The organism is Halorubrum hochsteinianum, from assembly GCF_023702125.1.
Taxonomy (GTDB): domain Archaea; phylum Halobacteriota; class Halobacteria; order Halobacteriales; family Haloferacaceae; genus Halorubrum; species Halorubrum hochsteinianum.
Genome location: NZ_CP098415.1, coordinates 2592873 through 2608280 on the forward strand (window position 1 = coordinate 2592873; position 15408 = coordinate 2608280).

At 70.6% G+C, this 15408-nt stretch carries 20 protein-coding genes; 11 read left to right on the forward strand and 9 right to left on the reverse strand.

All coding sequences use genetic code 11. From position 1 onward, the window contains the following. Window positions 1-76: 76 nt before the first annotated feature. Window positions 77-2002 (reverse strand): beta-CASP ribonuclease aCPSF1, encoded by a 1926-nt coding sequence (locus tag NAF06_RS13115; protein WP_008581086.1) that lies wholly within the window; start codon window positions 2000-2002, stop codon window positions 77-79. Between the two features lie 218 nt (window positions 2003-2220). Here NAF06_RS13115 and NAF06_RS13120 point away from each other — a divergent pair, with 218 nt between their 5' ends. After that, entirely contained in the window at window positions 2221-2745 is a 525-nt protein-coding gene (locus tag NAF06_RS13120; protein WP_008581088.1) for a DUF7984 family protein, read from the forward strand. Between the two features lie 21 nt (window positions 2746-2766). Here the strand turns inward: NAF06_RS13120 and NAF06_RS13125 are convergent, their stop codons facing one another. From NAF06_RS13125 to NAF06_RS13155, 7 genes are all read right to left on the reverse strand, one after another. After that, on the reverse strand, window positions 2767-3633 hold the full coding sequence (locus tag NAF06_RS13125; RefSeq protein WP_008581090.1) for an SDR family oxidoreductase: 867 nt from the start codon (window positions 3631-3633) through the stop codon (window positions 2767-2769). Window positions 3634-3678: 45 nt separating this feature from the next. After that, on the reverse strand, window positions 3679-4131 hold the full coding sequence (locus NAF06_RS13130; protein WP_008581092.1) for a GNAT family N-acetyltransferase: 453 nt from the start codon (window positions 4129-4131) through the stop codon (window positions 3679-3681). Between the two features lie 73 nt (window positions 4132-4204). After that, the gene (gene psmA / locus NAF06_RS13135) at window positions 4205-4987 is read right to left on the reverse strand and encodes an archaeal proteasome endopeptidase complex subunit alpha (protein ID WP_008581094.1); all 783 of its coding nucleotides are present in this window, start codon (window positions 4985-4987) and stop codon (window positions 4205-4207) included. A gap of 4 nt (window positions 4988-4991) precedes the next feature. Next, entirely contained in the window at window positions 4992-5471 is a 480-nt protein-coding gene (locus NAF06_RS13140) for an Rpp14/Pop5 family protein (RefSeq protein WP_008581095.1), read from the reverse strand. Window positions 5472-5478: 7 nt separating this feature from the next. After that, on the reverse strand, window positions 5479-6102 hold the full coding sequence (locus NAF06_RS13145) for a class I SAM-dependent methyltransferase (RefSeq protein WP_008581097.1): 624 nt from the start codon (window positions 6100-6102) through the stop codon (window positions 5479-5481). Then, window positions 6086-6868 carry an RNase P subunit p30 family protein gene (locus tag NAF06_RS13150; protein WP_008581099.1) on the reverse strand — a complete coding sequence of 261 codons (783 nt, stop codon included), beginning with the start codon at window positions 6866-6868 and terminating at the stop codon, window positions 6086-6088. Before NAF06_RS13150 ends, NAF06_RS13145 begins: the two co-directional genes overlap by 17 nt. Before the next feature lie 84 nt (window positions 6869-6952). Beyond that, window positions 6953-7789 (reverse strand): DUF6498-containing protein, encoded by an 837-nt coding sequence (locus NAF06_RS13155; RefSeq protein ID WP_049908532.1) that lies wholly within the window; start codon window positions 7787-7789, stop codon window positions 6953-6955. A 113-nt stretch (window positions 7790-7902) separates the two neighbouring features. Here NAF06_RS13155 and NAF06_RS13160 point away from each other — a divergent pair, with 113 nt between their 5' ends. The 10 genes from NAF06_RS13160 to ftsY all read left to right on the forward strand — a co-directional run bounded on the left by NAF06_RS13160 (window position 7903) and on the right by ftsY (window position 14308). Further along, on the forward strand, window positions 7903-8187 hold the full coding sequence (locus NAF06_RS13160) for a DUF357 domain-containing protein (protein WP_008581102.1): 285 nt from the start codon (window positions 7903-7905) through the stop codon (window positions 8185-8187). Between the two features lie 81 nt (window positions 8188-8268). Next, window positions 8269-9387: a M20 family metallopeptidase gene (locus tag NAF06_RS13165; RefSeq protein WP_008581105.1), complete on the forward strand. Its 1119-nt coding sequence runs from the start codon at window positions 8269-8271 to the stop codon at window positions 9385-9387. Between the two features lie 93 nt (window positions 9388-9480). Next, entirely contained in the window at window positions 9481-9633 is a 153-nt protein-coding gene (locus tag NAF06_RS13170; RefSeq protein WP_004050128.1) for a 50S ribosomal protein L39e, read from the forward strand. Continuing rightward, window positions 9634-9912, forward strand: coding sequence for a 50S ribosomal protein L31e (locus NAF06_RS13175; protein WP_006629921.1), 279 nt, complete (start codon window positions 9634-9636; stop codon window positions 9910-9912). Window position 9913: 1 nt separating this feature from the next. Then, the gene (locus NAF06_RS13180; RefSeq protein ID WP_008581107.1) at window positions 9914-10579 is read left to right on the forward strand and encodes a translation initiation factor IF-6; all 666 of its coding nucleotides are present in this window, start codon (window positions 9914-9916) and stop codon (window positions 10577-10579) included. 70 nt (window positions 10580-10649) lie between these two features. Next, window positions 10650-11642 carry an ABC transporter ATP-binding protein gene (locus NAF06_RS13185; protein ID WP_008581110.1) on the forward strand — a complete coding sequence of 331 codons (993 nt, stop codon included), beginning with the start codon at window positions 10650-10652 and terminating at the stop codon, window positions 11640-11642. Next, the gene (locus tag NAF06_RS13190) at window positions 11639-12454 is read left to right on the forward strand and encodes an ABC transporter permease (protein ID WP_008581112.1); all 816 of its coding nucleotides are present in this window, start codon (window positions 11639-11641) and stop codon (window positions 12452-12454) included. Before NAF06_RS13185 ends, NAF06_RS13190 begins: the two co-directional genes overlap by 4 nt. A 112-nt stretch (window positions 12455-12566) precedes the next feature. Further along, a complete protein-coding gene (gene rpl18a, locus NAF06_RS13195; RefSeq protein ID WP_008581114.1) occupies window positions 12567-12743 on the forward strand; it encodes a 50S ribosomal protein L18Ae in 177 nt (58 codons plus the stop codon). Beyond that, a complete protein-coding gene (gene pfdA / locus NAF06_RS13200; RefSeq protein WP_008581116.1) occupies window positions 12743-13201 on the forward strand; it encodes a prefoldin subunit alpha in 459 nt (152 codons plus the stop codon). The genes rpl18a and pfdA overlap by 1 nt, the downstream gene beginning before the upstream one ends. 15 nt (window positions 13202-13216) lie before the next feature. Next, complete coding sequence (gene ftsY, locus NAF06_RS13205) at window positions 13217-14308, forward strand: signal recognition particle-docking protein FtsY (RefSeq protein ID WP_008581118.1); 1092 nt, start codon at window positions 13217-13219, stop codon at window positions 14306-14308. A gap of 111 nt (window positions 14309-14419) precedes the next feature. Here the strand turns inward: ftsY and NAF06_RS13210 are convergent, their stop codons facing one another. Continuing rightward, window positions 14420-15283 carry a phosphatase PAP2 family protein gene (locus NAF06_RS13210; RefSeq protein WP_008581120.1) on the reverse strand — a complete coding sequence of 288 codons (864 nt, stop codon included), beginning with the start codon at window positions 15281-15283 and terminating at the stop codon, window positions 14420-14422. Window positions 15284-15408 lie beyond the last annotated feature (125 nt).

Genomic DNA, 15408 nt, shown 5'->3' on the forward strand with positions numbered 1-15408 from the left:
CGGGTATCTCAAAGCGAGCTCGACGGCGCGGGTCCGGCAGAACAGATTCGGCGAAAATGCGGCCGCCCCGGTCAGTTCACTTGAACCGGAACGTCTCCAGGTTCTTCGGCGCGAACGTCCGCATGTTGTAGTCGTGGTACAGCGACGAGGAGAGGTCCTGAACGGAGCTCTCGTCGCCGTGGACGCACAGCACCTTCTCCGGGCGCGGGTTCATCGTCTTCACGAAGTTCTCTAACCCCTGCCGGTCGGCGTGGCCGGAGAAGCCGTCGACGACCTCGGTCCCCATCTCCAGCGTGAGTGTGTCGCCGCGGCTTCCGCCGCCCCAGCCGTCGACCGGAATCTCGTCCCAACCGTTCTGGATCCGGCGGCCGAGCGTCCCCTGCGCCTGATAGCCGACGAACACGAGGTTCGAGTCCGGGTCGGGGCCGATGTGGCGGAGCCACGACATGATCGGCCCGCCCTCGATCATCCCCGAGGTGGAGATGACGATACACTCGTCGCCGTCGGCGACGTCCTGTCGCTCGTCCTCGCCGGCGTCGATGTGGTTGAACTGGTCGGCGAGGAACGGGTTCTCGTCCTCGTGGAAGATGCGGTCGCGGAGGTCGTCGCGGAGGTACTCGGGGTAGGTCGTGTGGATCGCGGTCGCCTCCCAGATCATCCCGTCGAGGTGGACCGGCATCTCCGGGATTTCGCCTTCCCGCATCGCCTCCTCCAAGACGAGCATGATCTCCTGCGAGCGCCCCACGGCGAACGCGGGAATGACGACTTTCCCCCCCTGCTCGTACGTCTCGTTGATGACCTCCTTGAGCGCCTCCTCGGAGTCCTCCTGGTCGGTCTGGTAGTCGTTGCGGCCGCCGTAGGTGGACTCCAGCACGAGCGTCTCCACCCGCGGGAAGTCGTTGACCGCGCCGTTGAACAGGCGGGTGTCCTCGTAGTGGATGTCGCCCGAGAACGCGACGTTGTAGAGGCCGTCGCCGATGTGGAAGTGCGTGACGGCGCTGCCGAGGATGTGGCCCGCGTTGTGGAAGGTGAGCTTCACGTCCGGGGCCACGTCGGTCACGTCGCCGTACTCCAGCGGGATGGTGTGTTTGATCGCCTCGCGGACCTGCGCGGACTCGTACGGCGGCGTCCGGCCGTCCTTCGCCGCGACGTCGAGGTAGTCGAGGGTGAGCAGGCCCATCAGGTCGCGGGTCGGCTCCGTCGTGTAGATCGGGCCGTCGTAGCCGTACTTGAAGAGGAGCGGGACGAGCGCCGAGTGGTCGAGGTGGGCGTGCGTGAGGATGACCGCGTCGAGCGTCGCCGCGCCCGCGCCGAGCGCCTCGGGGACTTGGAGGTACGGGACCTCGCCCTCGGCTCCGGGCTTGTCGCCGCAGTCGATGAGGATCCGGGTCTCGGGCGTCGAGAGGATGAAGGCGGCGCGGCCGACCTCGCGGCAGCAGCCGAGCGTCGTGATCCGGACCCACTCGTCGTCGGACATCTCCTCGCGGTGGATCTGCCGGCCGACGCGTTCGAGGATGTCGCGGCGCTCCTCGCGCTCGTTCTTCAGGAAGCCGCGCACGTTCGAGACGGTGGAGGACTCGATCGGCGGCGTCCGAACGACCTCGGGGGTCCAGCCGACCTCCTGGGTGATCTCGCGGAGCGTCGAGCCGCGGCGGCCGATCACCATCCCCGGCTTCTCGGCCTCGATGACGACCTCGCCGGTGTCCTCGTGGAAGTCGAGGTCCGTCACCCCGGCGTCGTCCGGGATCACCTCTCGGACCTCGTCCTCGGCCCGCGCGGGCGGGGAGAGGGCGCTCGGGTCCGGGCGGACCGTGATCCGCTTGCGGAGCTTCGAGGCGAGCCGTCGGATCAGGTCGCCGTCGCCGGCGAACCGCTTGGGGTCGCGCGTGTACACGACCAGCTCCGGGCCCTCGTATTTGACATCTGTGACCGTGATGTCGTTCGGAATCTCCTGTTCGATCTCCGATTTCAACGTATCGAGTTGCTTATCGACTTGACTCATATCTCACTGCGGGTCGTCGGGGCCGTCGTCGTCGAATCGCGTCGCGCGGCGACTCGCCGCCGATCGGTCGACCGTGACGGGATAGGCATAGTGGAAGTACTGTCCGTACTGGTTCCGTACGCGGGAACAGCCAGCGAAAACCCGCTTGGTTCACGCTACTGCCCCGCCGTTATAAAAGCCTTCGCAAAGGGCAAGCACCCGGCGGCCGAACGCGGCCCATGCGCGTCACACCGCAGACGGTCCGCGACGAACGCGACTGGGTCCGCGACCGGGCCGACGTGGTCGTCCCGGTCCTCAACGACACCCGCGACCGGCTCGGCCGGCTCTTCGAGACGAGCGTCGACACGGTGTCGCGCGAGGCGTACCGCCGCGAGGTCGACGCCGTCTTCGCCGACGGCGAGGTCGCGGTCAACGTCGCCGCCTGCGTCGCGCTCCTGCGCGACCTCGACGTGACGGGCGACTACCCCGGATTCGTCGTCGACGAGGTGCTCGGCCGCGAACTGGCGGCGACGGTCGCCGGCGGGCGGCCGCTCTCGCTGCTCGCGCAGGCGACGTTCCACGTCGCGGACCTCCACGTCCACCGCGACGCCACGGCGGAGGCGGACGAACGGGGAGCCGGGACGGCCGGCGCGGACGACCTCGACGCGGCGCTCGCCGCGGGGTTCCAGACGCGGCTCCCGGGCTGGGACTGGCGGGAGGGAGAGAGCCCCTTCGCGGTCGACCCCGACGGCTCCGAGGAGTGAGTCCGTCGCGTCGCGGTCCCTCTACGAGGTGAAGTTCCTGATGAACCCGTACGCCCTGTCCACCAGCGCGTCTGGGAGGAACCGGGCGAGGACGCCGACGCGGGCGACCGTTCCGGGCTGGACGCGGGCCGGCGGCTGGGTCGCGCTGGCGGCGTCGTAGATGGCGTCCGCGACGAGCTCCGGCTCGACCGAGCCGGGGCCGTCCCCGCCGATCAGCTGCGCGTCCTCGAACATCGCGTAGAACTCGTCGTAGGCGTCGGTCCGCTCGATCCCCTCGCGCTCCTCGGGGTCGGCCTCCGCCTCCGCGCGCTTCGAGAAGTTCGTCTTCACCGGTCCCGGCTCGACGACGACCACGTCGACGCCGAGGTCCGCGACCTCGTTGCGCAGCGCGTCGGACATCGCTTCGAGGGCGAACTTCGACCCGCTGTACACGCCGCCGCCGGGAATGGACACCCGCCCCGCGACCGACGAGACGTTGACGATGGTCCCGTCGCGCTCGCGTCGCATCGCGGGCAGCACCGCCCGGATCAGCCGATGCGGCCCGTACACGTTCACGTCGAACTGATCGTGGACCCGGTCGGTGGTGACGTCCTCGATCGGTCCGAACTGGCCGTAGCCGGCGTTGTTGATCAGGGCGTCGATCGCTCCCTCCTCGTCTAAGATTCGGTCGACGACGCGGTCGACGTCCTCCTGGTCGGTCACGTCGAGCGTGGCGAGCTCACAGCCCGCCTCGCCGAGCGCCTCGACGTCGGCGGGGTTCCGCGCGGTCGCGTACACGGTCCACCCCTCGTTGAGGAACGCGTGCGCCGCGGCGCGGCCGATACCCGAGGAACAGCCGGTGATGAGTACCGTCTTCTGCACGCGTCGTCGGTCGGTCCCCGGCGGCATAACTCTCCCGACCGACGGCGTCGCAGGAACGTCTCTCGGCGGCCGTCAGAGGTCTTCGGTTCGCGTCCACATCCCCTTCGAGGCCGGCGCGGAGCGCTCGAAGCCCCACCGCTCGTAGAACCCGTCGACGTCCGCCAGCAGGTTGACGTACGCGCCGTCGGGCGCGTTCGTCCGGAGCCACCCGACCAGCGTGTCCATCATCGCCGTACCGATCCCGCGTCCCTGCTGCGGCTCCGCGACGGCCATGTCGGAGAGGTGGAAGACGGACCCCCCGTCGCCGACGATCCGCGCCATGCCGACCGGCTCTCCGGTCGACTCCGCGACGACGTGGACGCCGTACGTCGTGTTCGGCAATCCACGTTCGACCGCCTCGCGGCTCCGCTCCGACATCCCGGCCTCGCGCCGGAGGCGGCGGAACGCCGCGACCGACGGCGTCGACTCGCGGAGCGCGTACCCTTCGGGCGCGGTCGGCGTCGGGGCCGAGTCGCCGTCGCTCATGGCGGGACGACGCGGTCGGCAAAAATAGCGATTGCGGAGCCGAGTCGGATCGGAGGCGCGACGGACGAGGGCGTTACTCCTCGTCGTCGCCGTTTTCGTCCGCCTCGTCCGCTTCGTCCTCGTCGGCCGAGAGCAGGTCCCGCTCGTCGAGGATCGCCTCGATCTCGTCGACGGGCCGCTCCGTGTACTGCTCGTCGTCGACCGTGATCGTGGCGACACCGACGCCGTCGGGCGTCAGTTCGCCGTCGTTCGACCGCGCGAGCGTGTCGAGCGCGAGCCCGACGGCCTCGTCGGTCGAGAGGCCCTCCTCGTACTCCTCCTCGAGGTAGTCGCGGAGGTCGCTGCGGTCCGAGCCGATCGACAGCGCCTGCCACTCGTAGGGCGTGCCGGACGGGTCGGTCTCGAACAGGCGCGGCTCGCCGTTCTCGATGCCGCCGACGATGAGCGCGACGCCGAAGGGGCGCGCGCCGCCGACCTGCGTGTACTGCTGGATGTGGTCGGTGATGTTCTTGGTGAGCGTCTCGATGCCGACCGGCTCGCCGTAGCGGAGCTGGTTCACCTGCGCCTGCCGGCGGGCGAAGTCGATGAGCTGCCGGGCGTCGGCGACGTGGCCGGCGCTCGCGACGCCGACGTGGTCGTCGGCCTTGTGGAGCTTCTCGATGCTCTCCGGTTCCATGAGGGGGGAGCGGGCGCGCTTGTCCGCCGCGAGGACGACCCCGTCCTCGGCGCGGATACCGACGCTCGCCGTCCCTCGCTTCACCGCCTCCCGGGCGTACTCGACCTGGTAGAGTCGACCGTCCGGTGAGAAGATAGTGATGCCGCGGTCGTACGCCTGCTGTTGGGATTGGCCCTGCATGATATCACTCGATGTCGAACGTCGTCGCGCCGACGCGACCCGACTCGACCCGCAGATCGCACGCGTCGCCGCGCACGACCGCGGCCCGTTCGGCGCTCCCGAACGCGACGTCTCGCTGTGTCGAACTGGGGGTCGCGCGACCCATATATCTTTCCTCACAGGCACGCACCGTCCCCGAAATCCCCCTGACGAGGATTCCGACCGGCTCGCCGTCGACCTCGCTCACGCATGCGATCGCGGCGCGCGCGTCGTCGACGTGGCCGTGTCTGACCCGGACGACGGCCTCGCCGGTCCCGTCAGCGTGCGAGAACGACAGCAGCGTGAGGTCGGCGTCGGCGCTCCCGGCGTCGCCGAGGAGGTTTCCGGCGCTGTACCACAGCGAACGCTGGAACGCGCGCCGACCGATCTCGGCGTCGGACCACGACTCGATCCCGACCGCGAGGTACCGCCACCGCGGGCGCAGGTGCTTCGGGAGGTGTTTCACGGGGCGATCACGCCGGGAGATCCCGGATCCGCTCGGCGACGATCACCGCCACCTGGTCGTGGACGCGCTCGACGGCGGTCACCGCGAACCCCTCGTCGGTGAACGCCTCGACCAGCGTGCCGACGGTCGCCGGGTCGTCGACCTCGGGGCTGTAGAACGGCGCGTCCGGGTCCGGATCCTCGAAGAACGCCACGTCGCCGAGGACGATCCGCCGCGCGCCCGTCTCGGCCATGACGCCGATCGCCTCGCGCTTCTCGTCGTCCGCGAGGTGGTGGAGCGCGAAGTTCGAGGTGACGACGTCGACGCGCTGGTCCGGCTCCAGCCCGGGGTCCCGGAACTCGCCGTAGGCGAACTCGACGTTGTCGAGGCCGCGCTCGGCCGCCTTCCGCCGGCCCTCCTCCATCATCCCCTCGCTGATGTCGCGGGCGAGGACGCGCTCGGCGTCCTCCGCCAGCGAGAGCGCGATCGCGCCCGTTCCCGCGCCCAGATCGAGGACCACGTCGTCCGGCTCCGGCGCGGTGTGGTCGATCACCAGCCCGGCGCACGCGTGGTACTCGTCGCTCTTCGAGTCGTCGTACTCGGCCGCCTTCTCGGAGAACCGCTCGGCGTGTTCCTCAACCGTCTTCTTCATACCTGCCACGTCGGACCCCCGGCTCTATGAAGCCCCCGGAGCGGCGCTCCCGGTTCCGCTCGGCGAGGTCGCCCCACGCCCGCAGCCCCTCGCGGACGCCCTCGGCGTCGAATCCGATCGCCTCGCCGACGGCGACCAGCTCGCGGGGCGCTCGGAGCCCGAGGTGCGAGTCGGCGTTCGCGCTCACGACGTAGGGCGCGTCGTAGTGGGCGACGATCTCGCGGAGCTTCCGGAGGTCGGCGAGCGCCCGGACGCGCTTCCCGCCCGTCGCGCGGAGCGCCGGCCCGAAGTCGAACTCAACGTGAACGCCGTTGTCGCGCGCCGCCTTCGCGAGGACGTGGTTGACGTCCCCCCCGCCGGCCATCGGTCGGACGAGCACGTCGACGCGGGCCTGCTCGACCGCGAACCGGTTCAGGGCGTCGTCCCCGCCGCCGACGCAGACCACGGTCCTGTCCGAGCGGTGATTCCCGACCGCCCCCGAGGCGCTCGTCGGGTCGTCAGCGTCGATCTCCACCGCGTCGACCACGTCGATCCCGTACTCCTCGCGGAGCGCGGCCGGATCGCGGACGGGGCCCTCGCGGCCGCCGCTCCAGCCGGAGGCCCGCCCGTCACCGCCGCCCTCGCCGGAGTCGCCCTCGCCCGCGGCCGACGACAGCGCGTCGCGCGTCCGCACCACGATCCCGTCGTAGCCGTGCCGAGCCGCGGTCTCGGCGTGGCGCGCGACGGTCGCCTCCCCGTCGGGGTAGGCGTGAACGGCCTCGTACATGGACCCCCGTTTCGCGGCCGAGCGTATCGGCGTTGCGCTTCGCCGCCCGCGCTCCGCGCGCTCTGCGAGTTCCGTGCCCTCGCGTCACCAGTCGTCGGCGGACTCCTCCTCCTTCTTCCACTCACGCCGCGGGTCCTCGCCCGTGAACCACGTCGCGATCCCGTCGGGGTCGTCTTCGCGGAACGCCCGTCGTCGGCCCCACTCGACGGTCGCCTTCGCGAGCGTGATCGGGAGGAGGTACGGGAGGAGGAGGACCTCGACGCCGAACGCCTCCGCGATCTCGTCGAGCGCCCCGGGAGCGATCGCCGCCTCGACCGCGAAGATGCCGAACGTGACCGCTGTCACGGTCACGATCCCGATCATGAAGTAGAAGAAGACGACGCGCTGTGCCGCCTCGACGACCATGTACGGCGACCGCTCCTCGTAGGCCCGCTCGGCGAGGAACTCGCGGCGCACCTCCGCGACCTGCGCGCCGCAGACGCCGAGCGCCGTCAGTCCGACCGTCGGCGTGAGATACGAGAGCGCGTCCCAGCCGACCGGAAGAAGCGGCACGAGCAGGAACACGAAGACGCCGAGCGACCGGCGGACGACCCGGGCGTTCCGCCGGTATATCGGGGGCAGCCACGAGACGAGCTGGATCGGCTCCGCCGGGGTTCCCCACACCTCCTCGTCCCGCTCCGCGTCCTCGTCGTAACCGACGATGTAGAACGAGCGGTCCTCCAAGTCGATCGGTCGCTCGGCGAACATCGCGGCCGCGCTGTGGGCGAGGACCATGACGACCACCTCGATCCAGTACACGGCGAGCAGTTCGCCGACGCGCCAGCCGAACGCGACGACGCCAGCGAGCGGGAGGAGGTTCGTCGCGACCACGAGCGCGAGGGCCGACCGGCCCCCGGCGGGAGGACGGCTGCGGGGCACCATCTATCGGACTCCCGGGTGCGGCGAGAATAAAGCTTCTCGGTCCGGACGGGAGGCGACGCGGGGCCTTCCCACCCGACCCGGTCGCTTTTCACCGCCCGTCGGAACACTCGCGTATGCCCGCCGACCTACAGGAGAAGACGGACCGCTACGAGCGGATGCTCGCGGACGCCCTGGCGGTCGCCGAGCCGCGGCCGCCGGCCGACACCCCGCTCGGCGAGGCCGCCGCGGACGTGACCGAGATGGCCGAGTCGTACCTCGAGGACGGCCGCCACTTCCGCGAGGACGGCGACCCGGTGAACGCGCTCGCCTCCTACTCGTACGGCTACGGGTGGCTCGACGCCGGGGTCCGGCTCGGCCTGTTCGCGGTCCCGGACGACACCGAACTGTTCACGACCTGACTCGGTCGCGGCCGGCGTTCCCTCTCCGTTCCGCGTCGCCGCGAGGGACGCGCTTATGCGGCGACGGCCGCCAGAGGCCCCATGGACGAACTCGCGGACCTGACCGAGCGGCTCGTTTCGATCCCCTCACACGAGGACGAGACGGCCGCGGGCGACGCCATCGAGGAGTGGCTGCGCGCGGAGACGGACGCGACCGTCGAACGCGACGACGCGGGCAACGTGTTCGCGTTCGCGGGCGCGACGGACGACCCCGACACCGACTCGCTCGCTCTCGTCGGGCACCACGACGTGGTGCCTCCGGCACCGGAACAGACGACGGGCGACGGACTCGACGGCGAGTACGTCGTCGAGCGCCGCGACGGCCGGATCTACGGCCGCGGAACCGCCGACATGAAGGGGTCGGTCGCGGCCGCGATGCTCGCGTTCCGGGACGCGACGCCGCCCGCGGGCCGGGAGCTGATATTCGCCTCCTTCGTCGACGAGGAGGTCGGCGGCGAGGGGGCGCGACACGCGATCGACGAAGGCTTCGCGCCGGACCGGGCGGTCGTCGCCGAGGGGTCGACGAACTACTCGAAGTCCGGCGTGACCGACGTGGTGGTCGCCCACCGCGGCCGCCGGGGGTCGCGGCTCGTCGCGCGCGGCGAGGCCGCCCACGCCTCGGAGCCTGAGGCCGGCGAGAACGCGATCTACCGCGCCGCCGACGCGATCGACGCGGTCCGCGGACTCGACGCGCCGCGGGCGACGGTCCTCGGCAACGAGGTGTCCGGGTCGCTCGCGGTCACGATCGTCGAGGGCGGCGACACGTGGAACGTGATCCCGGAGCGCTGCGAGGCGACGGTCGACGAGCGCACGGTCCCCGGCGACCGGGCCGACCTCGCGGGGGTCGCCGACGCGACGCCGGGCGTCGAACTCGTCGTCGATCAGGACCTGCCGCCGATGGCCTGCGGCGACCCGGCGTTCGCGGACGCCGCGCTCGACGTCGCCCGCGCGGTCCACGAGGACCTCGGCCTCGACGCCCCCGAACACGTCACGAAGCCGCACGCGACCGATGCGGGATGGCTCGCGGCGGCCGGCACCGACTGTCTGGTCTGCGGGGCCTCGGAGCCGGGCGAGGCGCACACCGACACCGAGAGCGCGAGCCTCGACGCTCTCGACCGCTGTTACCGGATCTACGCGGGGATCGCCGAGCGGGAGGCGTAGTGAGCAGGGCGGGGATCCGGCGGCGGTCGCACGGCCGACGAGCGCCCCAGTATGGAAGGGGTTTTATGCGACCCGTGGAAAGTGTGCGCCACTATGGGAGACAAGTCGAAGGCTCAAAAGAAGCGTCTGGCGAAGGCGGAACGCCAGAACACCCGCGTCCCCGCGTGGGTCATGATGAAGACGGACATGAACGTGACGCGAAACCCCAAGCGGCGCAACTGGCGTCGGAACGACCTGGACGAATAGATGTCCACGAACGACTTCGAGGAGCGCGTCGTCACCGTCCCGCTCCGCGACGCAAAGGACAAGCCCGTCCAGCAGCGCGCCGACTACGCGATGAAGATCACGCGCCAGCACCTCGCGAAGCACTTCTCCGTCGACGAGGACGACGTGATCATCGACGGGTCCGTCAACGAGGCCGTCTGGACGAACGGGCGACAGAACCCGCCCAGCACGGTTCGGGTCCGCGCGGCTCGGTTCGTCGAGGACGGCGAACCGGTCGTCGAGGCCGAGCACGCGGAGTAACGTGTTACGGGCGACCTTCACCGGCTCGTCGTACGTGGGCGTGTTCGCCCGCGCCGTCGACGACCTCCTGTTGATCCGGCCGGACGTCGACGAGGGCCTCGCCGAGGACATCGGCGCGGAGCTCGGCGCGGAGCCGCTGCTCACGACCGTCGGTCGGTCCAACACGGTCGGCGCGCTCGCGACGGGCAACGAGAGCGGCGTCCTCGTCTCCTCGCGCGCGACCGAGCGCGAGAAGGACCGGATCGCGGACGTCGCCGGCGGCCCGGTGTACGAGCTGCCGGGCGAGATCAACGCCGCCGGGAACGTCGTCCTCGCGAACGACTACGGCGCGTACGTCCACCCGGACCTCTCGCGCGAGTCGATCCAGACGATCAAAGACGCCCTCGACGTCCCCGTCACCCGCGGCGACCTCGGCGGCGTCCGCACCGTCGGCACCGCGGCGGTCGCCAACAACACGGGGGTGCTCTGTCACCCGCAGTCGACCGAGTCGGAGCTTCAGGCGGTCGAGGAGGCGCTCGACGTGCGCGCCGACCTCGGCACCGTCAACTACGGCGCGCCGCTCGTCGGCTCCGGCCTCGTCGCCACCGACGAGGGGTACGTCGTCGGCGAGGACACGACCGGGCCGGAGCTAGGCCGGATCGAGGAGACGCTCGGCTTCATCGACTGAGCCGTTCGCCGACGCCCGCCTTCGCCGCCCCTCTCATACTTTTAATAGCCGCAGCGGAGTCGAGTGCGGTATGCCCGCTATCGAGTGCCGGAACCTCACGAAGTACTACGGCGACGTGCGGGGGGTCGAGGACGTCTCCTTCGCCGTCGAGGACGGCGAGGTGTTCGGCTTCCTCGGTCCGAACGGCGCGGGGAAGACGACCGCCATCCGGACGCTGCTCGGCTTCCTGTCGCCGACGAGCGGCGGCGCGACCCTCCTCGGCCACGACGCCACCGACCCGGTCGCGTCGCGTCGCGCCCGCGAGCGCGTCGGCTTCCTTCCCGGCGACCCCGGGCTCGACCGCGACCGCACCGCGGGGGCGTTCCTCGACCATCAGGCGGCGCTCCGCGGCGAGTCGAGCCGCGACCGACTCGTCGACCGGTTCGGCCTCGACGAGTCGCGGCGGATCGGCGACCTCTCGCGGGGGAACCGCCAGAAGGTGGCCCTCGTGGCGGCGTTCATGCACGATCCGGACCTCCTGCTGCTCGACGAGCCGACCTCCGGGCTCGACCCGCTACTTCAGGAGGAGTTCGCCGCCCTCGTCCGCGAGCGCGTCGACGACGGGGCGAGCGTCCTCCTCTCCTCGCACGTCCTCGGCGAGGTGGCCGCGCTCTGTGACCGCGTCGGGGTCCTGCGCGAGGGCCACCTCGTCGCCGTCGAGTCCGTCTCGGACCTCCGGTCGCGGGGCGGCAAGCAGGTCCGCGTCCGCGTCGCCGAGGACGTCGCGCGCGCCGACTTCGAGCGCCGCGACGTGATGAATCTCCGCGTCGGCGAGACCGTCTCGTTCACGTGGACGGGCGAGTACGACGCGCTGATCGACCTCCTCTCCGGATACTCCGTGCTGGACCTCGACGTCGTCGACGCCCCGCTCGAAGAGGCGTTCATGACCTTCTACGACGGCGACGTGCCGGGACCGGCGGGGAGCGGGAACGGGGGACGAAGCGCCGGAACGCGCGTCGGGGACGCCCCCTCGAACGCGGCTCCAGCGGACGCGACCGCGGACTCCGGGGGTGGGGATCGATGAGCGATCGCCCGGCCCCGTGGCTCGCGATCGCGCGGTACGACGCGGCCGGCCGCGCCCGCGGGTCGCTCGCGACGACGGGACTGCTCTCCGCGTTCCTCCTCGTGTTCCTGGCCTTCTTCCCGTCGCTGTCGACCGCGGGGGTCGACCTCGACGCGTACGTCGACGCGTTCCCGCCGGCGTTTCAGGAGGTGCTCGGGATCATCGCCATCTCCTCGATCGAGGGCTTCCTCGCGGTGGAGTTCTACCAGTTCGCGTGGCTGCTCCTGGTCGGACTCTACCTCGCCTACCTCGCGGGCGGAACGATCGCCGGCGACGTCGCCAGCGGCCGGATGGACCTCACGCTGTCCGCGCCGGTCGGCCGCCGGGACGTCGTCGTCGGCCGATTTCTTGGACTGGTCCCGCTCGTCGCCCTGCTGAACCTCGTGCTGCCGGTCGTCGCGTACGTCGGCGTCCTCGCGGTCGGCGAGACGATCGCGGTCGAGCGACTCGTCGCGGTCCACGCGCTCGCCGTGCCGTACCACCTGACGTGCGTCGCGCTCGGCGTCGCCGTGTCGACGGTCGTCTCGCGCCCGGGGGTCGCACAGCGGATCGCGCTCGGCGCGCTGTTCGGGCTGTTCATGTTCGAGTCCGTGGCCGCGAGCACCGACTTCGCGGGACTCGGCGACGTGAGTCCGACGGCGCACTACGACCCCTCGGCGGTCCTCGTGTTGGGCGAGTACGACGCGACCGGCGCGGCGACGCTGCTCGCGGCGACGGCCGTCCTCGTCGCGCTCGCCGTCGTTAGGTTCCGGCGCGCGGACCTCCCGGGGTGACGCGCTCCCCCGAAATTCCGCCGCCGTCAGTCCCGCTCCGTCCTGATCGGGGCGACGCTGCGCGTGTCGCCTTTTAGGAAGATACTTCCCTGTCCCTGCCGGATCGGGGAACATGAGTACCTACACGGTGAGTGGACGGTTCCAGAGCCGAGACGGCGACCAGCCGTTCACGAAGGACGTCGAGGCGGAAAACGAGGATCTCGCCCGCGAGCGGATCTACACGAACGTCGGGAGCCAGCACAACCGGAAGCGCACCCAGATCGAGATCGAGGAGGTGTCCGAGGCATGATGGGCGGCGGACAACAGCAGCTCCAGCAGCTCTCTCAGGAGCTACAGGCGCTCGACGAGGAGATCGAAGAGCTCGAAGGCGAAATCGCCGACCTCCGCGAGGAGCAGTCGGACATCGACGACGCGGTCGAGGCCATCGAGACGCTCGACACGGGCTCGACCGTTCAGGTCCCGCTGGGCGGCGGCGCGTACCTCCGCGCGGAGGTCCAGGACATCGACGAGGTCATCGTCTCGCTCGGTGGCAACTACTCCGCGGAGCAGGAGCAGGACGACGCCATCGACGTCCTCCGGAGCAAGCAGGAGGCGCTCGACGAGCGCATCGAGGAGACGCAGGCGGAGGTCGACGAGCTGGAGTCCGAGAGCGACGAGCTCGAACAGCAGGCCCAGCAGATGCAACAGCAGATGCAGCAGCAGCAGGTGCAGCAGATGGGACAGGCCCAGGAAGAAGACGGAGAGTAACCGAGGACTCAGACCGTGTTCGACGGACTGAAAGACAAGCTCTCCGGCTTCCGCGAGGATGTCGAAGAGTCCACGGAAGCCGAGGAAGCCCCTCCCGAGGCGGACGCGTCGACCGAGAGCGACGCGACCGACGAGCCCAACGCCTCGGCCGCCGATCCGGCCGAGGGCGCTGACCGCGCCGAGGCCGAGTCGGACGACGACGCGGGCTCCGACGACGAGCCGAGCACCTTCCAGCGCGCGAAGGCGTTCGCCACCGGTCGGATCATCATCGAGGAGGAGGACTTAGAGGAGCCGCTGTGGAACCTCGAGATGGCGCTGCTGGAGAGCGACGTGGAGATGAGCGTCGCCGAGCAGATCCTCGACTCCGTCCGCGAGAGCATGCTCGGCGAGTCGCGAAAGCAGGTCGACACGACCGGCGAACTCGTCGAAGCGGCGCTTCACGACGCCCTCGTCGACGTCATCGCGGTCGGGCAGTTCGACTTCGAGGAGCGGATCGCCGAGGCGGACAAGCCCGTTACCATCGTCTTCACCGGCGTCAACGGCGTCGGGAAGACGACGAGCATCGCGAAGCTCTCGGAGTGGCTCGCCGACCGCGGCTACTCCTCCGTGCTCGCGAACGGCGACACGTACCGCGCGGGCGCGAACGAGCAGATCCGCGAGCACGCCGACCGGCTCGGCCGCGACCTGATCAGCCACGATCAGGGCGGCGACCCGGCGGCGGTCATCTACGACGGCGTCGAGTACGCGGAGGCGAACGACGTCGACGTGGTCTTGGGCGACACCGCGGGACGCCTCCACACGAGCGACGACCTGATGGCCCAGTTGGAGAAGATCGACCGCGTCGTCGACCCCGACATGACCATCTTCGTCGACGAGGCGGTCGCGGGGCAGGACGCGGTCAACCGCGCGAAGGAGTTCAACGACGCGGCCGCCATCGACGGGGCGATCCTCACGAAGGCGGACGCCGACTCCTCCGGCGGCGCGGCCATCTCGGTCGCGTACGTCACCGGCAAGCCGATCCTCTTCCTCGGCACCGGACAGGGGTACGACGACCTCGCGCTGTTCGACCCCGAGGCGCTCGTCGAGAGCCTGCTCGACGAGGAGTGACTTCGGCGCGGCACGCGTTCCGCGCCTTTCCGATGAGAACGCCAGTAGCTACGCCACCGCCGTCCGGGAGCGGAACTCCGCCCGTCCGCTCGCGCGGCCCGCTCCGTCCCCTCAGTCGTCACCGGGCCGTCCGGTCGCCCCTCCGCGCTCGCCGCCGGCCGTCGGCGACGCCGAGCGCGACTCGGCGCGGTCGACGATCCGGACCGCGGCGGCCACCGACCCGACTCCGAGCGCGACGCCAACCACGACGTCCGTGAGCCAGTGGATCCCGAGGTACATCGTGGAGAACACCACGGCGGCCGCGACGGCGGCCGCGACGGGCGTCCACCGCGGGTGCGTCCGTCGCGAGCGCCACGCGACGGCGAGCACGGCCACCGACAGCGAGGTGTGGAGCGACGGGAACACGTTGGTGTTCGACGCGACCGCCGCGGTGAGGTCCTGTGTCTGCGGGTAGACGCTGTACATCAGCCCGGAGACCGTCTCCAAGTAGTTCCGCGGCCCGTACGAGACGAACAGCGTGTAACAGACGGTGCCGACCGCGTAGTTCAGCATGTACGCGACGAGCAGTTCCTTCAGGTGCCGCTGCCCGCCGCTCTCCGAGAGGAAGTACGTCACTGGGGCGGCGACGAGGAGGAACGCGAACCCCGCCATGTAGCTCACCGTGAAGAACTCCAGCGTCGCGTCCGGGGTCAGATCCTGGAGCGCGGCAACGAACCCGCCCTCCAGCGCGTACAGCTCGTCGGTGATGTTCCAGTCGAGCGCGCGCGAGAGCCGGAGCCGGTACCCCTGCGTGACCTGTTTGGCCGCGAGCAGCGCGAGCGCCGCTCCGAGGTACGGGGCGACCTCCCGGATTCGGTCGTCGGCGTCCGTCATCGCGCGAGTCACCTGTCGAGGCCCGATACAGAGGAGGGCTGTGACCGCCGTCCCGACGACGACGAAGAGGCCGGTGGCAGCGGTCACTTCGAGGAGCGCCATCGTCGTTTCACACTGTCGTCCCGACATATGAGTGACACGGAGTCGCGCGAGAACCCGGGCCCGGCGGGGCCGACTCGATGACGAGACCGACGGATCACCCGTCGGTTCTCACGGGACTCGGATCC

Coding starts and splice junctions, on each gene's coding strand:
- NAF06_RS13120 (WP_008581088.1), top strand. CDS start 2,221: ATGCGCGTCACACCGCAGACGGTCCGCGACGAACGCGACTGGGTCCGC.
- NAF06_RS13125 (WP_008581090.1), bottom strand. CDS start 3,633: ATGCCGCCGGGGACCGACCGACGACGCGTGCAGAAGACGGTACTCATC.
- NAF06_RS13115 (WP_008581086.1), bottom strand. CDS start 2,002: ATGAGTCAAGTCGATAAGCAACTCGATACGTTGAAATCGGAGATCGAA.
- pfdA (WP_008581116.1), top strand. CDS start 12,743: ATGGGCGGCGGACAACAGCAGCTCCAGCAGCTCTCTCAGGAGCTACAG.
- NAF06_RS13175 (WP_006629921.1), top strand. CDS start 9,634: ATGTCCACGAACGACTTCGAGGAGCGCGTCGTCACCGTCCCGCTCCGC.
- NAF06_RS13170 (WP_004050128.1), top strand. CDS start 9,481: ATGGGAGACAAGTCGAAGGCTCAAAAGAAGCGTCTGGCGAAGGCGGAA.
- psmA (WP_008581094.1), bottom strand. CDS start 4,987: ATGCAGGGCCAATCCCAACAGCAGGCGTACGACCGCGGCATCACTATC.
- NAF06_RS13210 (WP_008581120.1), bottom strand. CDS start 15,283: ATGGCGCTCCTCGAAGTGACCGCTGCCACCGGCCTCTTCGTCGTCGTC.
- NAF06_RS13165 (WP_008581105.1), top strand. CDS start 8,269: ATGGACGAACTCGCGGACCTGACCGAGCGGCTCGTTTCGATCCCCTCA.
- NAF06_RS13150 (WP_008581099.1), bottom strand. CDS start 6,868: ATGTACGAGGCCGTTCACGCCTACCCCGACGGGGAGGCGACCGTCGCG.
- NAF06_RS13160 (WP_008581102.1), top strand. CDS start 7,903: ATGCCCGCCGACCTACAGGAGAAGACGGACCGCTACGAGCGGATGCTC.
- NAF06_RS13145 (WP_008581097.1), bottom strand. CDS start 6,102: ATGAAGAAGACGGTTGAGGAACACGCCGAGCGGTTCTCCGAGAAGGCG.
- rpl18a (WP_008581114.1), top strand. CDS start 12,567: ATGAGTACCTACACGGTGAGTGGACGGTTCCAGAGCCGAGACGGCGAC.
- NAF06_RS13190 (WP_008581112.1), top strand. CDS start 11,639: ATGAGCGATCGCCCGGCCCCGTGGCTCGCGATCGCGCGGTACGACGCG.
- NAF06_RS13130 (WP_008581092.1), bottom strand. CDS start 4,131: ATGAGCGACGGCGACTCGGCCCCGACGCCGACCGCGCCCGAAGGGTAC.
- NAF06_RS13185 (WP_008581110.1), top strand. CDS start 10,650: ATGCCCGCTATCGAGTGCCGGAACCTCACGAAGTACTACGGCGACGTG.
- NAF06_RS13155 (WP_049908532.1), bottom strand. CDS start 7,789: ATGGTGCCCCGCAGCCGTCCTCCCGCCGGGGGCCGGTCGGCCCTCGCG.